Origin of the sequence: Lactobacillus kimbladii (assembly GCF_014323605.1) — a bacterium.
GTDB classification, from domain to species: Bacteria; Bacillota; Bacilli; order Lactobacillales; family Lactobacillaceae; genus Lactobacillus; species Lactobacillus kimbladii_B.
Genome location: NZ_SCMB01000004.1, coordinates 216,786 through 239,989 on the forward strand (window position 1 = coordinate 216,786; position 23,204 = coordinate 239,989).

At 37.2% G+C, this 23,204-nt stretch carries 20 protein-coding genes and 1 pseudogene; 19 read left to right on the top strand and 2 right to left on the bottom strand.

Annotated features, from left to right (window positions below):
• Positions 1–17: 17 nt before the first annotated feature.
• A complete protein-coding gene (locus ERK18_RS07510) occupies positions 18–1,175 on the top strand; it encodes an FAD-dependent thymidylate synthase (RefSeq protein WP_187154935.1) in 1,158 nt (385 codons plus the stop codon).
• A gap of 136 nt (positions 1,176–1,311) precedes the next feature.
• Here ERK18_RS07510 and ERK18_RS07515 read toward each other — a convergent pair whose 3' ends face one another.
• Both ERK18_RS07515 and ERK18_RS07520 read right to left on the bottom strand, forming a co-directional pair.
• Entirely contained in the window at positions 1,312–2,559 is a 1,248-nt protein-coding gene (locus ERK18_RS07515; protein ID WP_187154936.1) for a glycosyltransferase family 2 protein, read from the bottom strand.
• A gap of 414 nt (positions 2,560–2,973) precedes the next feature.
• Complete coding sequence (locus tag ERK18_RS07520; RefSeq protein ID WP_187154937.1) at positions 2,974–3,888, bottom strand: proline-specific peptidase family protein; 915 nt, start codon at positions 3,886–3,888, stop codon at positions 2,974–2,976.
• A gap of 164 nt (positions 3,889–4,052) precedes the next feature.
• On the opposite strand from ERK18_RS07520, the pseudogene ERK18_RS09585 reads away from it, so the two are divergent.
• The 18 genes and pseudogenes from ERK18_RS09585 to ERK18_RS07610 all read left to right on the top strand — a co-directional run.
• A pseudogene (locus tag ERK18_RS09585) lies at positions 4,053–4,133 on the top strand (PAS domain-containing protein); the annotation flags it as partial.
• Positions 4,134–4,385: 252 nt separating this feature from the next.
• A complete protein-coding gene (locus ERK18_RS07530; RefSeq protein ID WP_046331609.1) occupies positions 4,386–4,835 on the top strand; it encodes a DUF3290 domain-containing protein in 450 nt (149 codons plus the stop codon).
• A gap of 13 nt (positions 4,836–4,848) precedes the next feature.
• Positions 4,849–5,484: a DUF421 domain-containing protein gene (locus ERK18_RS07535; RefSeq protein ID WP_046331610.1), complete on the top strand. Its 636-nt coding sequence runs from the start codon at positions 4,849–4,851 to the stop codon at positions 5,482–5,484.
• A 13-nt stretch (positions 5,485–5,497) separates the two neighbouring features.
• The gene (locus tag ERK18_RS07540; RefSeq protein WP_187154938.1) at positions 5,498–6,319 is read left to right on the top strand and encodes a Sir2 family NAD-dependent protein deacetylase; all 822 of its coding nucleotides are present in this window, start codon (positions 5,498–5,500) and stop codon (positions 6,317–6,319) included.
• A 9-nt stretch (positions 6,320–6,328) separates the two neighbouring features.
• Positions 6,329–7,282 (top strand): exonuclease domain-containing protein, encoded by a 954-nt coding sequence (locus ERK18_RS07545; RefSeq protein ID WP_187154939.1) that lies wholly within the window; start codon positions 6,329–6,331, stop codon positions 7,280–7,282.
• A gap of 102 nt (positions 7,283–7,384) precedes the next feature.
• Complete coding sequence (locus ERK18_RS07550; protein WP_187154940.1) at positions 7,385–8,257, top strand: DNA/RNA non-specific endonuclease; 873 nt, start codon at positions 7,385–7,387, stop codon at positions 8,255–8,257.
• A gap of 327 nt (positions 8,258–8,584) precedes the next feature.
• Positions 8,585–9,670, top strand: coding sequence for an ABC transporter ATP-binding protein (locus ERK18_RS07555; protein WP_187154941.1), 1,086 nt, complete (start codon positions 8,585–8,587; stop codon positions 9,668–9,670).
• Complete coding sequence (locus ERK18_RS07560) at positions 9,670–10,536, top strand: carbohydrate ABC transporter permease (protein WP_187154942.1); 867 nt, start codon at positions 9,670–9,672, stop codon at positions 10,534–10,536. Before ERK18_RS07555 ends, ERK18_RS07560 begins: the two co-directional genes overlap by 1 nt.
• Positions 10,537–11,361, top strand: coding sequence for a carbohydrate ABC transporter permease (locus tag ERK18_RS07565; protein WP_187154943.1), 825 nt, complete (start codon positions 10,537–10,539; stop codon positions 11,359–11,361).
• Positions 11,345–12,640 (top strand): MBL fold metallo-hydrolase, encoded by a 1,296-nt coding sequence (locus tag ERK18_RS07570; protein WP_187154944.1) that lies wholly within the window; start codon positions 11,345–11,347, stop codon positions 12,638–12,640. The genes ERK18_RS07565 and ERK18_RS07570 overlap by 17 nt, the downstream gene beginning before the upstream one ends.
• Positions 12,641–12,689: 49 nt before the next feature.
• Positions 12,690–14,000 (top strand): extracellular solute-binding protein, encoded by a 1,311-nt coding sequence (locus tag ERK18_RS07575; protein WP_187154945.1) that lies wholly within the window; start codon positions 12,690–12,692, stop codon positions 13,998–14,000.
• A 265-nt stretch (positions 14,001–14,265) separates the two neighbouring features.
• Positions 14,266–15,567: an extracellular solute-binding protein gene (locus ERK18_RS07580; protein WP_122051942.1), complete on the top strand. Its 1,302-nt coding sequence runs from the start codon at positions 14,266–14,268 to the stop codon at positions 15,565–15,567.
• Between the two features lie 136 nt (positions 15,568–15,703).
• Positions 15,704–16,621 (top strand): magnesium transporter CorA family protein, encoded by a 918-nt coding sequence (locus ERK18_RS07585; RefSeq protein WP_046331619.1) that lies wholly within the window; start codon positions 15,704–15,706, stop codon positions 16,619–16,621.
• A gap of 14 nt (positions 16,622–16,635) precedes the next feature.
• Complete coding sequence (locus ERK18_RS07590) at positions 16,636–17,559, top strand: serine hydrolase (protein WP_187154946.1); 924 nt, start codon at positions 16,636–16,638, stop codon at positions 17,557–17,559.
• A gap of 161 nt (positions 17,560–17,720) precedes the next feature.
• Positions 17,721–18,308 carry a TetR/AcrR family transcriptional regulator gene (locus ERK18_RS07595; RefSeq protein WP_122051944.1) on the top strand — a complete coding sequence of 196 codons (588 nt, stop codon included), beginning with the start codon at positions 17,721–17,723 and terminating at the stop codon, positions 18,306–18,308.
• Positions 18,301–21,333 carry an MMPL family transporter gene (locus ERK18_RS07600; protein WP_187154947.1) on the top strand — a complete coding sequence of 1,011 codons (3,033 nt, stop codon included), beginning with the start codon at positions 18,301–18,303 and terminating at the stop codon, positions 21,331–21,333. Before ERK18_RS07595 ends, ERK18_RS07600 begins: the two co-directional genes overlap by 8 nt.
• Positions 21,334–21,656: 323 nt before the next feature.
• A complete protein-coding gene (locus ERK18_RS07605) occupies positions 21,657–22,028 on the top strand; it encodes an ATP-binding cassette domain-containing protein (protein WP_187154948.1) in 372 nt (123 codons plus the stop codon).
• Between the two features lie 59 nt (positions 22,029–22,087).
• Positions 22,088–23,080 (top strand): ATP-binding cassette domain-containing protein, encoded by a 993-nt coding sequence (locus ERK18_RS07610; RefSeq protein ID WP_222710129.1) that lies wholly within the window; start codon positions 22,088–22,090, stop codon positions 23,078–23,080.
• The last annotated feature ends 124 nt before the right edge of the window (positions 23,081–23,204 follow it).

Sequence of the window (23,204 nt, forward strand, 5' to 3'; positions counted from 1 at the left end):
AATGAGGAGATATATAAATGACTACAGTGCACAATAATAGTTGTGAAGTTAAACCAGATTGGTCTTCAATGATTGTGGAAGAAAAGCAAATGCCCTGGTCCCCAAATGGTGCCAAGACCATCTGTGCAAGGTACGAGGATCCAGTTCTTAGAGGCTATTCTGCTGTAATTGTAAAAGATTCAATCAATAGAAGGTTTTCTGAGAATGAAAACTTAATCACACCAGACAGAGTAACAACTATGATTGTCAGGTTTCCCAGATTTATTCTTCCTGAGTGGAATACTCACCGGGTTTTCAGCAGAAACAGTGCCTCTTCCAGAGCCAGAAGCATAAAGACCACCGTCAAGCCAGTCATGGAGCAACCTGTGATTCCACTATGGACTATTAATCACAAGGGCATGACAGGGCCATTTGCTGATTCGGAAAGGGCGAAGAGATCTACTGCAAATTGGCTGCACTCCCGAGATGAAGCCGTTCTGGGTATGTTTCGACAGCTAATGAATGAAGAAGAAGTCCCTTACGATGCTGAAGCTAGTGACTGGGAAAAATTTGCTGACAAGTATGATGAAGCATATAAAAATGATGCAGTTCCAGCTTCATGGAATGATGCTCATAAACAAGACTGCAACAGATTGATTGAACCATGGATGTGGCATGAAACTCTGGTAACATCAACTTACTGGCAAAATTTTCTGGATTTGCGAATCGCTGCTGGCGTCCAGCCGGAAATGGAAACTATTGCAATTTTGATTAAAGCTGTTCTTAAAGCAAGTCCCAAGTATGGAACGCTGAAAAAAAGAATATTGCATGTTCCTTTTATCGAGGTTGAGGGGAATGATCTGTTATCATGGGAGAGGCTTGAGCCAGTGCTTCTGCAATCGGCTTCAGAATGTGCCAGAATTTCTTATCATGACCGCTCTCAAATGAAAAACAGAATTGGCTCAAATTTGGGTAAAAGATTGCTTGCTGAAAAGCATATGAGTCCGTTTGAACATATAGCATGGTCAGCTAAAAGCAGTGACTGGGAAAAATTTCCTGCATTAAAAGAAAAGGTGACCGATTTACTTAAAAAACATCCTGATTGCCCTCCAGATAAGGCAGCTGGCTCACTGACTTCAAATCTTAGTGAGAGCTGGCTGCAATTTAGAAGAGTCATTGAAAATAGAGAACAGTAGTACAATTAACTGGGGCTAATTATATAAAATTTGCAGAAAGCAAAAGACTAATAAATTGGGTTATCAATACACAAATTTATTAGTCTTTTTGAATGTAAATATTTAAAAATAGAAGTTAATTCCGTTTTTTGCCTTGTTAAGTATGAGAAGTTTTTGACCAGGACTGATTGCCAACTAAAATTCTCCCCAAAGCTTTATATGGAACTATGGCTAACGACCATCTGTAAAAATCAATCAAAAACAATATTTTCAGCAAATAAGAAGTTTTTAGCGGTTCATCAAATCTAGCTTCGCGATATTGCTTTAGTATTAACATTGTATTTGTCAAATATTCTATTACCAGCAAACTTGCAATAATTGAAATGCTAATCCAGGCATTCGTTTTGACATAAAGCAGTAAAACTATCAATGAAATTGCAGAAGCAGGTGTTGTGACCATTGAAAGTACTGGAATAAGCAGGAAGAGCAGTACAAAAGTTTTAACCATTGACGGAATGAATTTAGATTTAATAATTCTTTTACCATATTTGCCTAGGCATTGAAAACCGCCTTGGCACCAGCGAGTACGTTGCTTGATCAGTTTCTTATATTTAGTAACCCCTTCTTGTCCAATGCTGACGGTATTTAAGAAGGTACCATGATAACTTTTTAATAAGCCTTTTAATGAAAATTCGCAATCTTCCAATAATGATGACGACCAACCTACATTATTGGTCATTTTTAAGGTCATGAATTGTCCATTACCTGAAGCTAAAGAAGAACCCCAATAAGTTCTTGCCATTTGTAAAAGAGAATTATAAATAGTGAATTCAAAATTTTGCATTGCTGCAATATTATGATCCAGATTATAGATATTTACTCTTGTTTGAAGCAAGTCGCAATTTGAATGGTCAAAAGCATAGACCACTTGCCGTAAGTAATTTGCATCTAAGTGGCTATCAGCATCTATGACGCCAATAATAGTTTTATCCTCAGAATAGTTCATTTTGGCAATACGTTCGGCTGCTTCTTCTAATGCCGGGCCTTTTCCTTGCTGAGCATTAGGCTTTACGCGGTGTACAACTATGACATTAGGATGATAAGCATATTTTTGTAATAAAGTAGTGGTACCATCACTAGAATCATCATCGATAAAGACCAGCTTGAGTTTGATAAAACTCTCACATTGTTTTTGTAATTCCATTAAATAAGGAATGTTTTTTCGTAAGGATTGAAATTCATTCATTGCTGGGATTAACAAGAACATGGTATCGAAATCTCGACAGCGGTCGCCGTAATTATCTTGCTTTACATTATTGCTAAATGTCAGATAAAGAGTCCAAACTAAATCAAAAATGTATGAACAGCCACCCAAAATTAATATTATGGCTATTAATAACTTCATTTATTATCACCTAGTTATTTTTTCCTAATCTAAATATACTTTAGTTTTATAATAACACGAATTGGTCTAGACAAAAAATATATTCTTTGTAAATTTAAAATTTAATATATAGGGATATATCTTTATAAGTATTGCTTTACTCACGGGAAAAATTAAACATGTAAAATGTATGCAAAATTATTTTTTGCATTTATTATTATTGATTTATAAGTTAAGTAAAATATTTTATTGCTAATTTTTAAAAAAAGTATATTCTTGAAAAGTGTTATTTTATACAGGAAAATAATATAGTGAAAAATTCACTATTTATGCAAAAAGTAATTAGCAGATAAGCTTTTTTTAAGTGAACAAAAAAACAAGCAGTTGCCTACTTGCTTTTTGTTAGCTATACTTGTATAAAAATAGTTGGACTTGTTATTCTCCTTTAAATGTCCCTGCTTCAACTTGACTAATGAAATCAGCTAAATGTTTGTAATAAACGTCTGGATTATCAACCATATGGTGATGACCACCATCAGGAGTTGTAACTAAGCGGGAATCAGGAATCTCTTTTTGCATAATTTTAGCCGTAGCGATTGGCATCGTTTCATTTTCGCCAAAAGTTAACAAAGTTGGTACTTTAATATTTTTGAGTTGGTCTCTAAAATGCCAGTCTTTTAGTTTGCCAGTGATGACAAATTCATTATCGCCTTGAAAGGCCTGGTAAACGGCAGTACCGCCAATATCTTTTAGATGGTATAGCTTAGAAGGTTGTTTACGATCAACGAAGTTAATGTTGAGAATATTAACGTCTTCTTGATAGCGGTCATTGGCGTAATCGTTATTGTTTTCACATTCATGCATGAAGTCAATTTCAGTTTGGGGCAAAACCTCTTGGCGCCGGCGATTCACGGCTTTAACATAGTCATCAATATCATCAACCATTGAAGAAATAATTGCGCCTTTTAAATGTTGACCGTATTTGACGGCGTATTCTTGGACTAGAAGGCCACCCCAGCTTTGACCAATTAGGTAAAAATTGTCTAAACCCAGTTTTTGCCGTACCTCATCAACTTCATCTAGGAAATACTCATAGGTCAAATACTTTTTAGCAATAGCAGGATCAGAATAATCCGGCTGATCGGAATAAAGGGAGCCTAGTTGATCATACATTGTTACCTGAACGTCTAAGCCCTGCTTTTTTAGTTGATCAGCGGTGTCTTCCCAGTATTCATGATTGCCTCCGGGGCCACCATGTAAAGCTAACAGATGAATGTCCCCTTGACCCTGAGTGTTTGTCCACAAATGATAGCCGTTATCCAATGTAATAATTTTTGTACCTGTTTTCATATTTTACTCCTTTGCACGTTATCAGTTAGTTTCTATTTTAGCTCATTATAATAGAAAGAAAAACCGATCCCAAAAAAGAGAGATAATTTAAAATAAGGCTTAAGTTAAGGGTTTGCACGTTACAATTAGCTTATTATTTAAGATAAAGATTAAGGGGAATGAAAATGGCTGAACCCAAATGGTTAAAAGATGTGGCTGCTAGCGAGTATTTAAAAGAAGACTTTGATGCAAAAGGCGAAAGTCAGATGCAGCAACTGGTACTTTTCAAAACTAGAAATAAATTGAATATTGATAAGCAGTAGTTAGACAGGTTCTAACTACTTTTTTGTTATACTGTTAATAGGTGAGCTTATAAACACAGTTGAAGTAAGCTTATGGGAGGAATTAAATGTTTTAGCTATATTTGGTAATAATTAAGGTAGTTAATATGAAATTTCTTAAAAAGTATTGACTACAGGAAATTAGCATAAATTGTTTTTTATAGAGGTAATTATGTCATGACTTTTTACACACTTAAATATATTGAGCAAAATCAGAATACAAGTAAAACCATTCTCTATGTGCTGATTGCAGTTGCGGCTTTAACGATGATTGCTTTTACAGTTCTTTATCTCAGGCATAGATTCGATACTCGTTACCGAGATCTAGGCATTATTGCACTTTTGTTTTTACTTTTATTTATGGGAACGCAATATGAAAAATACGTGCAAACCAATGTGGTGAAATCTCAATCCGAGCAGATTGCGCCATTTATTAAATCAGTTGCTAAAGATCATAAAGTGCCGGTTTCAGATGTGATGGTCAGCTCTACCACTTTACAAAACGGTTTAATTGTCAGAGTTGATTCCAAAGACATTGACTATCAACTGGAACTAAATGACGATAACAATTCATATTCTTTAAAACAGGCTCACGTAATTAATCACGAAGTCAATGTGAAGAATTAGGAGGAAAGCAATAATGAATTATACACAGCTTTTTATTAAATTTGCCTTAGGTGTGTTAACTTTAATTTTTCAAATAAATGTGTTTGGCAAGAGCAATATTGCCCCCACAACGGCTCTGGATCAACTGCAAAACTATGTTTTGGGTGGTATTATAGGAGGCGTTATTTATAATGCCAATATTTCCGTATTACAGTTTCTGCTGGTTTTGATTGTCTGGACTTTAGTTGTCTTTATCTTGAAGTTTGCTAGAGAGCACAGCAACTTTATTCGCGGACTAATTGATGGCAAACCAATTCAGATAATTAAAGACGGTCAGGTTTTATCCCGCAATTGCTTGTCTGCTGGGCTTTCAGCCAATGAATTAATGTTTAAATTGCGCAGTCAAGGCATTTATTCAGTTGATAAAGTGAAGAATTGCATCTTTGAAAAGAACGGTCAGCTGACGGTTATTAAAAAGGATGAAAAAAATGTTCGTTTTCCTTTAATTAATGATGGTCAAATCAACCAAGATGTGCTTGAATCTATTAATAAGGATGAAGATTGGCTAAAAGAACAAGTAAAGCAAGCTGGTTATGATGATCCCAGTGACATTTTCTTAGGTGAAATTGAAGATGGCCAGCTTTCATTTACAGGTTATAATCAAAAATAGAAAAGGTAATCAAATGGAAAATTTGAATAAGGCACGACAGTTAGTGCAAAATGCTGACACTGTGATAGTGGTTGCCGGTAACGGCTTAGCTAAAACCGAAGGACTTGACCTTTTGGGCCAGGAAGATTTTGAACAGAGTTTTCCCGGAGTTGTCCAAAAGTATGATGTCCATTCAGTCGGCTTTGCGCTTGATCAGCACATTTCTTCTTGGTCAGAAAAGTGGCAGTTATGGTCAAACCTTATTCAAAAATATTCTGTTGATTATTATCCTAGTAAAACATTGCAAAAACTGAAGCAGTTAATTAATAACAAGCAGTATTTTATTGCTAGCTCAGCATTTGGCCACTTTTTTGAAACTGCCGGCTTTAATGAAAAACGCATTTTTAATGTGTTTGGCGATTGGACTAAGACGCAGTGTTCCAGCGGCATCAATCATGGTCTTAAGGATTGTCAGTCTGTCGTTCGAAAGATCGCTGCGAAAAAGCCTGATACTAACATAGAAGAATTGGTCCCAAAATGTGATATATGTGGTCAGCCACTGGAAATACATCTGCCACTTAATGAGCATTTTTATCCAGATACTGATGCTAATACTCGCTTCCGCTGGTTTTTAACCGGTAATGAAGATAAAAATACTGTTTTTTTGGAATTAGGAGTTGACGAAACGAGTCCGCAATTACGGGAGCCAATTGAACATTTGGTAGCAGAATTTCCGCAATGGTCCTATGTGGCTGCTGACTTCAAGCAGGAAAATTTATTACCAGAAATTCAGGAACGCAGCGCCGGTACAAATGCGGATGCAGCAAGTTTAATCAATAATTTAGTGACGGAGTAGCTGATTTCAATGAGTATTTATGTAAAAAATGGCGTACTGCATGTTTCTGGCGTTCAAGATAAGATCCGGGGCAAGGGTCAGGAATGGCCTGACTTCATTTCTGACTACACTATGCTTGATATTGAAACTACAGGTTTAAACCCCTACCGGGATCATGTAACTGAACTTGGTGCTGTTAAAGTGCGAGCTAACAAAGTAGTAGATGAGTTTAGTCAACTGGTTGTTTATCCCCGTTCAAATCATGTAGCGAGTTTTATCACTAAGTTAAATGGTATTACCGAAGATCTGCTTCTTGAAAAAGGAAAACCTGTAAAAGAGGCAATGACAGCTTTTCGCACATTTATTGGTGACGATATTGTCATTGGTTATAACGTCAATTTCGATCTAAATTTTTTGTATGATTTAGCACGAAAATTTCATTTGCCAGAGCTCAGTAACAATTATGTCGATGTGTTGCGTTTAGCTCGAGTATATTATCCGCAACAGCACAATCGCTTGCTTGATTGCATTCAGCGTGCAGGCATTGCACAAGTCGAACAGCACCATGGCTTGGCAGATTCTCTTGATACTAAAAAAGTTTATGATGATTTTCGCCAGCATTTTACGCCTGAACTATTGCAAGAAGCACAAGGCAAACTGAAAAACATTGATTTGCTGCAGGATGAACTGGAAGTCTGGGAATTAGGCTTTCGTAATCCGGTTAATAATAAAAAGATTGCTTTTGCTCCTGAGGTAGAAATAAACGGCACTGAAGCTGCTCAAATGGTTAATAATATGAATGGGGTAGCCCAAACTGGTGTCAAAGCTGATACAGACTATTTAATTATGAGTGATAATGGCTTTTTTAGTAAAAGTAATCCGGAAACATTGAAGGCAAAAGAATTTAATCATGCAGGCAGCAAGATTAAGCGCTTGTCTGAAAGCTATTTTTTGAATATGCTGGATGAATGGGCGAGAAGTTAAAATTAGAGGCAAGGGAGCATTGACCTTGCTTTTTTATTGTTCCTATTGCAAACAACAGTTCGATTAGCTATACTTAATTATTATTAAAAAGGAGCAATGTGAATGGCACGCAGGAGGAGCAGACGAAGCACTAAAACAACTAATGGAGATTTTTGGGCAATAGTCATTATTATCTTGTTCTTGTTGTGGTTTGTTTCTACTAAAGGTGGCTCAGACCCAAGTGGACACCAGACAATGAACAGGATCACCCGCAGCGACCGGCAGAAGACTAATAAAATTGGTAAGGCCAAACCCGCTAATAAGGTTTATGGTGGCTTGTCACATGAAGATTACCAAAAACTGGCTAATTTAAACTTTAAGAGTGGTGGTTCGTCCTACATAACAGTCAATAATGACCATTCAACTTTAATCAAAAATGCTTGGCGCGTTAACAGGGTTATTTATTCTGACTTAGATAGCTTAAATCGGACATCTCATTCCAATACGGCCTTTTTGCAAAAGCGTAATGTTGCTAATGACAGTCTAAGGGTCCGTCAGTTCGTTGAACCAACAGGCTGGCATTACAACCGCCGTAATGGTACGCAAATTTATAATCGGGGACACCTCATAGCATATTCAGTTTCTGCAGGCATTGATCTTGCAGGTGATTTTAATCCCCGCAATTTATCGGGCGACCAAAATAATCCTAAAAATCTGTTCACACAGTCTGCTTTTTCCAATCAAAGAATTCAAACAATGTTTGAGAGTCGTATTCGTGTGGCACTGAGACAGAATAAAAAAGTGATTTACCAAGCTACGCCTATTTTTCGGGGCACGGAATTAATGGCCCGAGGAATTAATTTACAAGCGGTGTCGACTGACGGTGAACTTGATTTTAATGTCTATTTGTTTAACGTTCAACCGGGATATTCATTTAACTATAATAATGGCCGAGCCAAAGTAGATCATGAGATTTTTGTGAAAGATAACTATTAGCTTTTGGCTAATGGCAAAAATAATAGATAAAAAATAGTCAAATGTTCGGATAAAATATTAATTAATATATACAGAGATTAAAATAAGAGATAATAGGATTTATTATCGTTTTTGCTCTAAAGCAAAATTTTAAAACAAGAACAATAAAAATATTTTTAAGTTCATAATTAGTAATTTACCTAATAAATACGAATAATTAGTTAAAAATCTTGCTTATGATAAGAAAATTACGAATTTTAATGAAGCGAATTAGGTTGTGTTCTCAAACTTTTTATCATAAAATTAAGATAGTAAAAAAAGAAATAGTGATTATAGTGGTGCGAGTTAATGGATAACAATAAATTTGTTGAAGTGAAAAACCTGCGGAAAGTTTATGACAATGGTCATGAAGCAATTAAAAACGTTAGTTTTTCGGTTAAAAAGGGAGATTTAGTTTGCTTGCTAGGGCCATCTGGTTGTGGCAAGACAACAATTTTAAATATATTGGCCGGCTTACTTAATCCCACAGAGGGCGATATTATCTTTAACGGTAAGTCGGTGGTTAAAGTAGCACCTAAGGACCGCCATATTGGCTACGTTTTTCAAAACTATGCATTATATCCTCATATGACAGTTTTGCAAAACGTCATGTTTCCGCTAATTGTTGGTGCTAACAAAAAGCCTAAAGCAGAAGCCAAAAAAATTGCCACTAAATACATGGAGTTGACACAGATTACAGAGCTGGCTGATCAAAAGCCGGGTAATTTATCTGGTGGTCAGCAGCAACGTGTAGCAATTGCCCGTGCTTTGGTGCAAGAACCCCAAATTCTGCTAATGGATGAGCCATTAAGCAATTTGGATGCTAGATTGCGCCTGAAAATTCGTGAAGAAATAAGGTCACTTGTAAAAACTGTAGGGATTACGACCCTCTTTGTAACCCACGACCAAGAAGAAGCGTTGTCTATTGGTGATAAGATTATTTTGTTCAATGATGGCATTATTCAACAAGATGATTTAGGACAAAACTTTTACTTGGAACCAAATAATTACTTTGTAGCCAACTTCGTTGGCAATCCGGTAATTGATAATTTTAAAGTAACAAAAACTGCAAATGAATTAAAGTCAAGCCAATTTACGATAAATCTTGCCGATCTGGAGCAGTCACGTTTTAAACGGGAAATACCAGACGGTGAGTATGTCTTATCTGTTCGACCCGAAAATATTGTTCCTGATCCTAATGGCCTGTTTGAGACTACGGTAGACGATATTGAACTAATTGGACGTGAACGTATTTTAAAATTTACATTTGATAATGAGCAAGTGCGTTCCCTAATTAATCTCGAAACTCCAATTAAACGAGGCGATCAAGTTAAACTTAAAATGCGATTTAATCGGGTATTTCTATTTACCCCTGAAGGAGAGCGAGTTTACTAATGAAGACAAATCAAAAAAAGGCTTGGCTTTTTTTAGCGCCAACTATCATCTTTGTCACCTTATTTAGTATTTACCCTATTTTGCGTGCATTTAGCATGAGTTTTCAGGGTGGTTCCTTAATTGACTTACACTGGAATGGTTTTAGCAATTATCAGTATATTTTTAACGACCCAGAATTTTGGCTGGCCATTAAAAATACAGTGCTATATGCTGTTATTTCTGTACCAGTGGGTCTAGCAATTTCAATCATGCTGGCATGGATTATTTTTGACAAGGTTAAGCATAAGTCCTTCTTTGAAACCACGTTTTTTATGCCTTATGTCACCTCGACAATTGCCATTGGGATTGTCTTTCGTTATATTTTTAACGGTGATTACGGTATGTTAAACTTCGTGCTCAGGTGTCTGCATTTACCGGCTCCTGACTGGATTGACGATCCGGCAATGTCTTTAACTACGATTATTATTTTCGGAATCTGGTCATCTTTAGCATTTAATATTGTTATATTAATGGGCGCGCTGCGTAATATTGATCCTAATTTTTATACTATTGCTGACATGTTTGGCGCCAGCGGTCGCGATAAGTTTTGGCGCATTACTATGCCAGAGCTTGTTCCTACTATTGCCTTTTTGCTAACAATGAATGTGATCGGGGCTTTTAAAATTTATACTTCGGTTTATGCACTTTTCAACGGGCAAGCCGGAGTGGGCAATTCAGGAACAACCGCAGTGTTCTACATTTACAATAAGTTCCAAATCGTCGGCACTCCCGGAGTTGCGATGGCTGCAACCGTAATTTTGTTCCTGATTATTTTATTTGCGACATTCTTGCAACGGAAAATGATGAAAAAGATAGGAGAAAATTAAATGAAACGAATTCGTTTAGGAGTCTTATTCAGCTACATTATCTTATTTATCTTTGCCGTTATTACCGTTTTTCCTTTCATTTATATGATTTTGGGCGGCTTAATGAGTTTCCAGGAAACCACCTCGATCCCGCCGACACTAATTCCGCATCATTTTGAGTGGTCTAACTACGCCAAAGTATTCGCTCGTGCTCCATTTGCTCGCTACTTTTTCAACACGGTTTTAACAGCTAGCGTCACCACGATTGTCAGTCTGTTTAACTCACTACTTGGTGCTTTTGCCATGGTCAACTTGCGTTTTAAGGGTAAAGGCTTAATCCAAATGGTGCTTTTGTCATTATTAATGGTACCTGGTGAAGCAATTATTTTTACTAACTACAATACGATTGCACATATGGGCCTGCTTAATACTTATGTGGGGCTGGTTTTGCCATTCTTGACTTCGATTTTCTACATGTATTATTTACAAAGTTATTTCGGTTCAATCTCAGATACGATTTACAAAGCAGCTATGATCGATGGTGCCAGTGATTGGGACTACATCTGGAAAATCTTAGTGCCAATGTCAAAAGGCGGCTTGTTTACAGTTGGTCTTTTAAGTTTCATCTCTGGCTGGAATTCATTTCTCTGGCCATTACTGGTTACAAATGAAGATACCATGCGTTTGCTGAATAATGGTTTGTCTGCCTTTGCCTCTGATGCAGGTAGTGAAACGCAATTGCAACTGGCTGCTGCGACCCTAACTGTCTTGCCGATTTTAATTTTGTACTTAATCTTTAGAAAACAGATTATCAAGGGGGTGGTGCGCAATGACCTTAAAGGCTAAAACCACTATCACCTTTTACAACGGCTTAAATACCATTGGCGGACCCATGATTGAGGTGGCATATCACAAATCGCACGTTTTGTTTGATTTGGGTGAAGTTTATCGACCTGAGCTCAATTTGCCTGATGAAAAGTATCAAACTTTAGTCGAAAACCAGCTAATTGGGGATGTACCAAACTTTTATGATCCCGAATTAACTGGTAAAGCAATTGATCATGGACATTGGGAATATGCGGCAGCTTATATGTCCCACCTGCACCTTGATCACAGCAAGGCCATGAATTTCTTGGCCCCAGAAATACCTTTGTATGCAGGGCCAATAACAGCTAAGCTGCTGCCTGCTTTAAATGAAAAAGGAGACTTTTTGCTACCTGCTGCCGGACATGAAACGAACTATACCCGCCCAATTATTGCAGCCGAGTATCAAAAACCAATAAAAGTAGGCGATATTACGATGACAGTGTGGCCCAGTGACCACGATGCTTATGGTGCAACTGGTCTGATAGTTAAAACACCAGATTTGGCAGTTGCCTATACCGGTGATATTCGTCTGCACGGTTATCATCCTGACTGGGTTAAAAAATTTCTGGCAGCAGCTAAAGACTGTGATGTTTTAATTACTGAAGCAACCGGCTTTTCTTGGCCGGAAGAAAAGCATGAGGAAAATAGCGCAGAATTTACCGGTCCAAAAAATGAAAATGAATTGACTGCTAAATTTGTGCAACTGCAAGAGCAAAATCCTAAGCGGCAAATCACTTTTAACACATATCCGACCAATGTTGAGCGGCTATTGCGTGTTATTTCTGATTCGCCACGCTGTGTGATTTTGCATGCTGCAAGAGCTCACTTGCTCAAAGAAAGCATTAATCAGGATTTTCCTTATTATTACTTGCCAGGGGAGCAAAAATTCGCTGATCTAAAGCCAGAACTGGCAGTTTCTTATGAAGAGCTGTTAAATGATGATCACGAATTCCTTTGGCAGGCAGTTGCTGATTTCGACCACTTGCAAAAAGGTGGTTTGTATCTTCACTCTAATGCAGAGCCATTAGGAGATTTTGACCCAGCATACAAGCCTTTTATGCAAAGGCTTGCTGAGCAAAATATTGAAGTTCAGGCGTTGCGTTGTTCTGGTCACGCTGACGAGCAAGAACTAAAACAAATTATTGCTTGGGTTCAACCACCAACACTAATTCCCGTGCACACATTGCATCCGGAGCTGGTGGAAAACCCTTATGGAAACAGGATTTTACCAAAGCGCAATCAAACAATTGCGTTTTGATTAATCAAAAAATGTTGTTTAGTTTTTATATTTGGGAGGTTTTAACCAAATGAAGTTTAGTAAAAAGTTGGCCGCTGCGTTTGCTATTGGCTTAACTCTTGTTGGTACTGCAGCTTGTTCAAATGGCGGAAGCAATTCTAATTCTTCCTCATCTTCAAGTTCAGAGAAAATTGCTAAAGTCAAGAAGACAACCAATATTGTCTTTTGGCATGGTATGCCAGGTGTGCAACAAGCTACATTAAAGAAGTTGACACGTGAATTTGAAAGCAAATATCCTAAGATCAAAGTTAAATTGGAAAGTCAGGGAGCTTATAACGACTTACAAGCTAAAATCAATTCAACTTTGCAGTCACCTAACAACTTGCCCACCATTACTCAGGCCTATCCTGACTGGCTCTTTAATGCTGCCAACAAAAACATGCTGGTTGATTTAACGCCATACATTAATAGTAAAGAAGTTGGCTGGGGCAGCAGCAAGGCCTCAGATATTAAATCTACACTTCTTGATGGTGCTAAGATTAATGGTAAACAATATGGTATTCCTTTCAACAAATCAATCGAAGTTTTGACCTATAATGCAGATTTATTAAAGAAATACGGTATTAAAAAAGCACCTGCAACAATGGATGAACTGAAGAAAGATTCACAAATCATTTATAAAAAGAGTAATCATAAAGTTGTAGGTGCTGGTTTTGACTCATTATCAAACTACTATACTTTAGGCATGAAGAACGAAGGCGTTGACTTCTCAAGTAAAATTGACTTTGCCGGCGACACTTCAAAGAAGGTTATTAATTTTTACGCAGATGGAATCAAAGATGGTTACTTCAGAGTAGCTGGTTCAGAACACTATCTGTCTGGTCCATTTGCTAACCAAAAGGTAGCAATGTACATTGGTACTTCGGCTGGTGAAGGCTTTGTTAAACAAGGTGTAGGCAATAAGTTTACTTATGATGTTGCTCCTCGTCCTGGTAAATACACCATGTCACAAGGTACTGACATTTACATGTTTAAGCATGCTTCAGCTGACCAAAAATCTGCAGCATTTACTTACATTAAGTTCTTGACTTCAAAAGCAAGTCAACTTGAATGGGCAAATGCTACTGGTTACATTCCTGTTAACCAGAGTGCTGCTGATTCTGCTGAATACAAAGAAACTAAAAAGCTTAAATTGCCAGCCAAACTTGAAGATGCAATGGCAAACTTATACAGTGTGCCAATTATCAAAAATGCTGGTGCTGCATACGGCAATTTAAATCCAATTATGCAAAACATTTTAGCTGCTGCACAAAAGAAGCAAAATGTTGACAATGCAATTAAAACAGGTAAAACAAAATTTGATGCTGCTTGGAAACAATAAAAACTAAATAGCAATTTTTATCATAGAGCTTGTCTTAGTAGGCAAGCTCTTTTTATATTTAAAATGGAACAAAATAAAGACTTTCTGAAAAATGTTCGGAATAAAGCGAACTATAAAATCAAATAAAGTAAAATATACAAATAAAGCCGAATTTTTGTATCTAAATTTGTTGTAATCTTACATTATTTGCTATACAATAAATGAGTATTAATGCTCAAACTATCACTATTGAGCACTTAAAAAATTTTGGAGGAAAAACAATATTATGAATTTCGGTAAAAAGCTGGCAGCTGTTGCGGCAGCCGGCTTGGCATTAATTGGAACTGCAGCTTGTTCAAAAAGTGGCAGTTCATCATCCTCAAGTTCTAAAATACCAAAGGTAACTCAAAAAACTACCGTCGTTTTTTGGCATGGCATGCAGGGCTCTCAGGAAAAAACACTGAAAAGTTTAGCGCAGGATTTTGAAAATAAAAATCCTAAAATAAAAATCAAACTTGAACAACAAGGTGATTACGATAACTTGCAGTCAAAAATCACATCGACTCTGCAGTCACCTAAAAATTTACCGACAATCACTCAGGCCTACCCGGGTTGGCTTGAAAGTGCTGCTAAAAATAAGATGTTGGTTGACCTTAAACCATACATTAATGATAAAAATGTAGGTTGGGGCAGTGTTGCAGCATCTGGTATTAAGGAAGACATGCTAAATGGTGCGCAAATTAAGGGCACCCAATACGGTATTCCTTTTAACAAGTCAATTGAAGTTTTAATTTATAACCCAAAGATGTTTAAGGAATATGGCATTACCAAAGTTCCTGCAACAATGGCTGAGGTTAAGAAGGCTGCACAGACTATTTACCAAAAGAGTAACCATCAAGTAGTTGGTGCAGGCTTTGATGATCTTGATAACTACTACGTTTTGGGTATGAAGAACCAGGGTGAAAACTTCTCCAGTAAAATTGACTTTACTGGTGCTAAATCCAGAAAGTTGCTCAATTACTTTATCAACGGGGAAAAAGCGGGTTACTTTAGAATGCCAGGTTCTGATAAATACTTGTACATTCCGTTTACTAACAAAAAATTGGCAATGTTTGTTACATCTTCATCAACTGAAACATGGATCAAACAGGCAGCCAAGAAAGGCTTCAATTATGAAGTTGCAGCTCGGCCAAGCAAATACACTATGTCGCAAGGTACCGACATTTATATGTTCAGCCATGCCAGTGCGATGCAGAAAGCTGCTGCTTTCAAATTTATGAAATATCTTTCTTCTAAAGATAGTCAAATTAAGTGGGCTAAAGAAACCGGCTATATCCCGGTTAGTGAAAGTGCCACAAAGTCTGACGAATATAAGTCGAATAAAGACTTTAAGCTACCAGCAAAATTAGAAGACATACTTAATGCCAACTCACTTTACAGTGTTCCTGTCATCAAGGACTCTAGTGCTACATTTAGTCAATTAACCCCAATTATGCAATCAATCTTATCAGCTGCACAAAAGAACCGGAATGTTGAAAAAGCAATTACTACTGGTAAAAATAAATTTGATGCAGCTTGGAAACAATAGAAAAGTGATAAAAAATTTAAAAAACAGGCTTAGGCCTGTTTTTTTATTTGTCGTTTTTCTCTTCAATGTTAAGATAATAATGGCATAACAAAGCTGGTGGCAGCACTAGCTAAATATAGTGGCCAGGGGTGAAAACGTGATCAAAGAACAAAAGTTTCCAGTAGAAACTAATTATAAATGGTATGATATCAGCAATTTGAGTGAAGAAGACAGTAATAAGCTGCAAATAGATTTTCATTTTACTCCTGACATGATTACCTATATTTCAGACCGACATGAACGACCCCACTATGATTATGATACGCATACACATATCAACTTGCTAGTTTATGATGTGCCTATTTGGCCTACTAAAACTATCAAACATTTTACGGCTCACCCAGTAACTTTTTTAATATCGGGGGAAAACATCTTTACTTTTCATACTCAATCGACCAGCTATGTGTTTGATGAGTTTAATGACACGGCTACAAGACGAGAACTATCCCTGGCGCAAGATGTTACTGAATTATTAATGAAATTTTTACTGTATTCTTCACAGTATTTTCAACGAGCTGTTACTCAGCTTGATGCAGAACGCAATAGTTTAGACCAAAAGCTTTCCGGTGACATTAATAACAAGGACTTAGTTGAACTGTCAAATATTGAAAAAAGTCTAGTATATTTGTCTAGCTCAATTCAAACTAACCTAATGATGCTGCACAGTTTAAAAATGTCTCAGTTGAACTTTACCAAGCCGGGGCGTGAACGTCTTGATGATGTCTTAATTGAGTCAAACCAATCGGCAGAAATGGTGAAAATTTCACAGCAGGTTACGCAAACATTGTCAGCAACTTCAAATAATATGATGAACAACAATTTGAACGATACGATGAAGTTTTTAACTGTCTGGTCTTTGGTTTTAACTATTCCTACTATTCTAACCGGTTTTTACGGTATGAACGTCAGTCTTCCGGTTGGCCACAGCTCGTCTGACTGGATTGCTATCATAGTGGTGACAGTCTTTTTAATGGTTTGGTTGATTGTTTTAATGAAACGACATCATTTCTTTTAAACTGAGGCAAGTAAATGAAAAATAAAGTTTTGATAGGCTCACTAATCACGGCACTTATTGCTTTTATGCTTTATTCTGTCAATCTTAAAAAAGTAGAAAACAGCAGCCTGAAAATTGTCGGTCAAGGACAGGAACAGATTGTCAAAAATAAAAAGGAAAAAAATTCTGTCCGTGAACCAAAAGTTGCGACCGTGGAATATCCCAATCACATTAAAATTGCTTCCGGCAGTGAGCAAAAATGGGCAGAAAAAATTGTACAGGTGATGGGGAAGGATCAGAGCTATCAAGTTTGTGTTCAAGACCTGAATAACAATAAATATGCGCGTGTTTCTAATACCAGTCAACGACACGGAGTAAATACTAGTAGTCGTTTATTTCTACTTATTGCTTTAACTTACCAAGAACAACATGGGAAGTCTGTTTCCAAAAAGGCAATCAAGATCAAAAAAGCAGATCACGTTAAAGGTGAAAAGGTGCTTCAAAAAGGAATTGCGTATAATGCAGCTTATTTGAAGCAGCTGATGATGCAAGGTGACAAGACTGCAGCCAACGCTTTGTTGCGCACAGTTAAGCCTGCAAAAGTCAACTCAATTATCAGGAGAACTGGCGCTGAAGATACCGCCATTAAAGGAAAACTTTCAGCTAAACCAGCAGCTTATACTACTGCAAATGATTTGAATAAAATTATGGTGAGTCTATACCATGACCAGATTTTAAGCAGACAATATTCCAATCAAGTTTTAGGAGCACTGAACGCTAACAAAACTAAGCCCAAGATTATCCGTAATAGCAAGGGTTTAATTTATGCTATTGGGGATAGTAAAGCCAATGTTGCACTTGTCCAGTCTAATGGTAATGCCTATTGCGTCAGCGTCTGGGGTAATAATGACCATGATTTTGTTAAACTAGGTAAGGCAGTCAACAGCTTTTTTAAATAACATTTTTGACGTATACTTTAACAAATCTTAAATTTTAAGCCCTAATAAAAAGTCACTTTGAGGGCTTTTTTATTAATTTAAAATAATTTACAGCATGTAGATTGTATTCTTCATATTGTAATGATATATTATTCAGTATGCTGTCAAAAGGAGGGGTGAAATTGGTTAAAAGAAGAAGCCTTGATTTAGATAAGGTGATTGCGAAGGCGACGGAGCTGATTGGACGAAAGGGACTTTCCGCGACCACTCTGCCGAACCTAGCCAAAGAGTTAGGCGTTCGTTCACAGTCACTTTACCATTATGTTTCAGGTCGAAAGCAACTGCTGTCGCTTGTCGGTGCAAGCAGAATTAAAATTTTAGGTAAAAAATTAGTTGATAATTTGATCGGAATTTCAGGTGAAGAGGCTTTACTTAAGTTTGCGGATATCGTGCGTAATTTTATTTTGGACGATCCTGCATTAATTAGTATTCTCTATCACTTGAATGAATACCAAAAAGACGATGCTATTACTCAAGAAATTTTAAAGATAATAGCTTTGGCTGACAAACTAAATTTGAAAAGTGACAGCACGGTTTCGCTCCATTCCTTAATTGGGGCAGTACTAGGATACGTTTTTTTAGATGTGTCTGATTCTTTTACAGAAGAAACTAGTGAAGAGGCTGACCAAGGCTATCATGAATTAATTATTCAATTGGTTCAGCCTAAGAAATTATTGCCAAAAAAGAGAAAGGAAAATAAGAGTGCATAAACTAGTAAAAAATCATATTTTCTCGTTAATTGCATGGATTTTAATATTAATCATTTCAGTTGTGGCTTTGCCGGACGTTACAGGGTTAACCCGTGAGCACTCAAATATTTCCTTACCGTCGGATGTTCAAAGTGAAGTCGCAAAGTCAATTCAAAATGATTGGGGTCCTAAGCAAAAGGATACCTATCAGATTGCGGTGGTCTTTAACAAGCAAAAGGGCAAATTGACATCTGATGATAAAAATGCCATTAATGAAACCATTGACAGACTTAAAGACAAGCAAGATCAGTATGGGATCAAGATGGTCTTGGGTCCAGATGATAATATTGCTACCAAGAAAAAGCTGCAATCAAAAGATAATACTACTTGGATAATGCAGTTGAATGTGGCTAAAAAGCACGGACCGATTAATGATGTTGAGTCTGAGCTGAATAAAGCTGTCAAAACGGCCGGCATCAGGACTTACGTTACAGGTGCAGACGTTTTGCAAAATGCCTTCTCGAATGCTATTCAAGAGGGAATTAAGAAAACAGAAGTAATTACCGTTATCTTCATATTTATTGTGTTAGTGATTGTCTTCAGGTCGCCAATAGTGCCCCTAATTTCATTACTAACGGTTGGTGTTTCCTTTATCACATCATTTGCGATTGTGACTAATCTGGTTAAATACCAGAACTTTCCGTTTTCTAACTTTACACAAGTCTTTATGATTATTGTGCTGTTCGGAATTGGTACGGACTATAACATCCTTTTGTATGACAAATTCAAAGAAGACCTCGGTAAAGGGATGGATCGCTATGAGGCGATGAATAGTGCCTTAAAAGTTGCTGGTAAAACCATCCTTTATTCCGGTTCTTCCATCTTAATTGGATTTTCAGCGTTAAGTCTGGCTAACTTTTCCATTTATCAATCAGCAGTTGGTGTGGCAGTCGGCGTTGCTGTTTTGTTAATAGTGCTGCTGACACTCAATCCATTCTTCATGGCTGTTTTGGGAGAAAAAATGTTCTGGCCAGTGAAGAAGTTTACCGGTGAGCATGAAGATAAATTATGGCATGGTATTTCCAAAGCGACACTTGCTCACCCAATTATTTACTTAATTGTATTGGCTGTGGTTGTGCTTCCTTTTGGTCTGATGTATACTGGTCACTTGAATTATGATGACACTGATGAGATTGATAATAGTACCCCAGCTAAAGCAGGGATGCTAGTTGTCGAAGATCACTTTTCAAAGGGGATGGCCGAGCCATCGACTCTTTATATTAAGAGTAACCATAAACTTGATAATGAAGCAGATTTGCGGTTAATTGATCAATTAACCAGACAACTCCAGGCATCTGAAGATGTGGCTTTTGTCACTTCTGTAACTCAGCCATATGGTGAAAGCATTGATCAGCTCTACGTTAAGAATCAGCTTAACACTGTTAACCAAGGTGTTGACCAGGCACGCGCCGGTTTGGGCAAATTGAGCAAGGCAAGCAAGAAAGTTACTGCTGGCGCAAGTCAGTTGGCTGATGGAACAAGCCAGTTGCAAAATGGTACTAGTCAACTCCAAGATGGCGCCAGCAAATTACAGGCTGGTACTGGTAAACTGCAAAATGGTGCCAGCCGTTTGCAAAATGGGACAGGTCAACTGCAAGGCGGTGCCAGTCGTCTGCAAAGCGGAACCCAGCAAATGACCAGTGGCCTTAACCAGTTGAATTCTCAATTGGCAAGTGGCAGTGCTGGTATTGCGAATGCACAGAAAAATACCAAAGCTGTTTTAGAAAAGAGCTATAAAGCTAACTTATCAAAGAGCATTAATAGTATACCCGGCTTGACTCAGCAGCAGAAGATGGCTGCCATGCAAGCTGCTGGTGCTGCTTTAGAAAAATCTTGGGCTGAAGCTTCTGCTTCAATGCCAGATGTATCTGGACAAATGGGTCAGCTGCAATCTGGTGTCGGCAGATTAACTACTGCTTCGGGTCAATTGAGTAGTGGTGCTGCTACCTTAAATGGCGGCATTGGCCAACTCAATTCCAGTGCAGGTCAATTAAGCTCTGGTATTGGTCAAGTTAATTCCAGTACTGGTCAATTAAGTTCAGGTATTGGCCAATTAAATTCCAGTGTTGGTCAACTTAATTCAGGTGCCGGCAAGTTAGCTTCAAGCACACCAAAGATTACTAATGGTGTAGATGAAGTAAATAGTGGCTTAGGACAAGGTGCTGCTTACCTTAATGGTTTAGCAAGTTCCTCAGCCGCAGATACTTTCTATATCCCACAAGAATTTATTAAAAACGATACTTTCCAAACTTCGATTAAGAATTATTTGAGTCCTGACAAGAAGTCAGCAATGCTCATGATTGTCTTTAAGTCAAATCCAAGTAGTCTTAAAGCAACCAAGAAGGCGCAGGATCTGAGTTTGATGGCTAAGAAGTCATTGGCAGGAACTAGGCTTAAAAAGGCTACAGTAGCAATGGGTGGCGAAAGTTCTAACATCGCTGACATTAAGGACATTGCCAACAGGGACTTTATTAGAACTGCTGCCATCATGTTAATTGGAATTGGCATTGCCCTGATTTTTGTTACTCGTTCACTTTTACAGCCTGTCTACATTTTAGGTACACTACTGATTGCTTACTTCTGCTCATTATCAATTACAGAGTGGGTAGTTAAGGCTACTTTAGGTAAAAGCATGCTAACTTGGAACACGCCGTTCTTTGGCTTTATCATGCTAATTGCCTTAGGTGTTGATTACAGTATTTTCTTGATGACACGCTACCGTGAACTTGAAAACGGCAAGCCAAGTCAAAGAATGCTTAAAGCATGTGGTATTATTGGAACCGTGGTAGTTTCAGCAGCCATTATCTTAGCTGGTACATTTGCCGCATTAATTCCATCAGGAATTCCGACTTTGATTGAAGTTGCTTTGTCAGTGATTATTGGTTTGATAATATTAGTATTTATTATGCCAATTACCTTGTCAGCTGCAGTCAAGTTGACTTATGAAGGTGTTCATTGGCGCAAGAATAAACGTGCTAAAAATTAAGCGAAATTAATTAAAAGGTTGAAATTCTCATTTAGTAGAGGATTTCAGCCTTTTTTCGCTTAACGCACTTCTTGACGGGTTTACAAAAGTTTGTTCATTATAGTATAATGCTTTTAATTAAATTTTAAGCAGAAAGCATGGAATACTGGCATGTCAAGACAAGTAAATAATCAATAAGCTCTCGTTAAAGTTTTAAATAATTAATCACTTTTTTAATTTTGAACCTAACGTAGAGCGATTCACTTTAACAGATAGAGTAATTTTTGCAATTCAATGAATCGCATCTTATTTAGTGTATTATGTGTACACGTTGAGGTTTGATAGTGGAATTAATTAAAATAGATTATTTACAAATTGGCGTGGCAGCTTCTAAACTGCTGACTGTCTCAAATTTGAGTATCAATTCTAGACAAAAAATTGGTTTAATTGGTAACAATGGTGCTGGTAAAACCACTTTAATGAAGATTCTGGCTCAAGAAAAATTGACGGATTTATTTACTATTAAAGGTGCAGTTATTAACAATTGTAATTTTGCCTATGTGCCGCAACTGCTTGATGCTGGTGATAAGAGTGGCGGGCAAAGAGAGAAATTAGCTCTCAGTAGGGCCATTGCCAAATTAAAAAAATGCCTAACGGCTTGTTGCTTTTGGACGAGCCCACTTCTAATTTGGATATTACGCAGCAACAATGGTTAATAAAGTTAATAAGTAAAAGCAAAATTGCCTGTTTAATTATCAGTCATGACCAGAATTTTTTGAACAAAGTTTGTGATTCAATCTGGTATATTCAAAATAAAGAAGTGCACAATTTCTCTGGGACTTATGAAGAATTTCGCAGCTTTAGACAAGATGAACAAAAACGAGCAGAAACGATTTATGAGCAAAAGGAAAAGCACCTTGAGCAGTTAAAGAGAAGTTATAATCAGCATTTTAATAAGGCCAGAACTTTTTCTCGTAACAAAAAGGGACTTTCTTCATCTGACTGGCGGTCAAAGTCCATGGGAAAACAAAAAACAGCAAATAATGTTATCAGAGCCAGTAAAAGTCTTGCTAACCGCATCAATAAGGAAAAAGGAGAGCTAAAAAGGCCACCAGTTCATCATGCGATTACCTTGAAAAATGCGATAACTGATTTGTCGATTTCTCCTAAAAGCAAGGCATTACGGATAGAACAACAGCCAATTAATGCATATGGTCAAAAGCTATTTAACATTACGCAGGAAGTAAATCTTGCTTATCGCTCAAAAGTAGTTTTAACTGGGCAAAACGGGATTGGTAAGACTGTTTTTCTGAAAAAAATCAAGAATAAACAATTAACCGGCTTTTATAATCTGCAATTAAAAATAGGTTATTTTAACCAAAACATAGTTGCGAGCCAAACAGATAAAACCTTGTTAGATTCTCTTTTTGCTACTAGTATATTTGATGATAGTTCGACTATGCAGGTCTTAGGCGATTTGCATTTGCGCCAATACGGTGAGCACAAAATAAGTGATCTTAGTGGTGGTCAGCTTGTGTGTTTCAATTTAGCTAAGATACTAACAGGTCAATATAATTTATTGCTACTGGATGAACCGACTAACTTTTTAGATATTGCATCGGTTAATGCACTGGCCGAATTTGTCACCGCTTATCCCTTTGCCATGATTCTCGTGTCACATGATCAGGCATTTATCAAGCAGCTTAAAATTACAAAATGGCACATTAAGAATAGTCGGTTAATCACATCAACGGCCCAAAAGAAGTAGTCCAAAAAAGGCAACAATAATGAATTAGAGTTACTTAAATTTAAGCTCGATCAATTAATGCTTGATTCGAATGCTTCAATTTCTGAAATAAAGCAAGTTAAGGCACGAATTCAAGAATTACAGT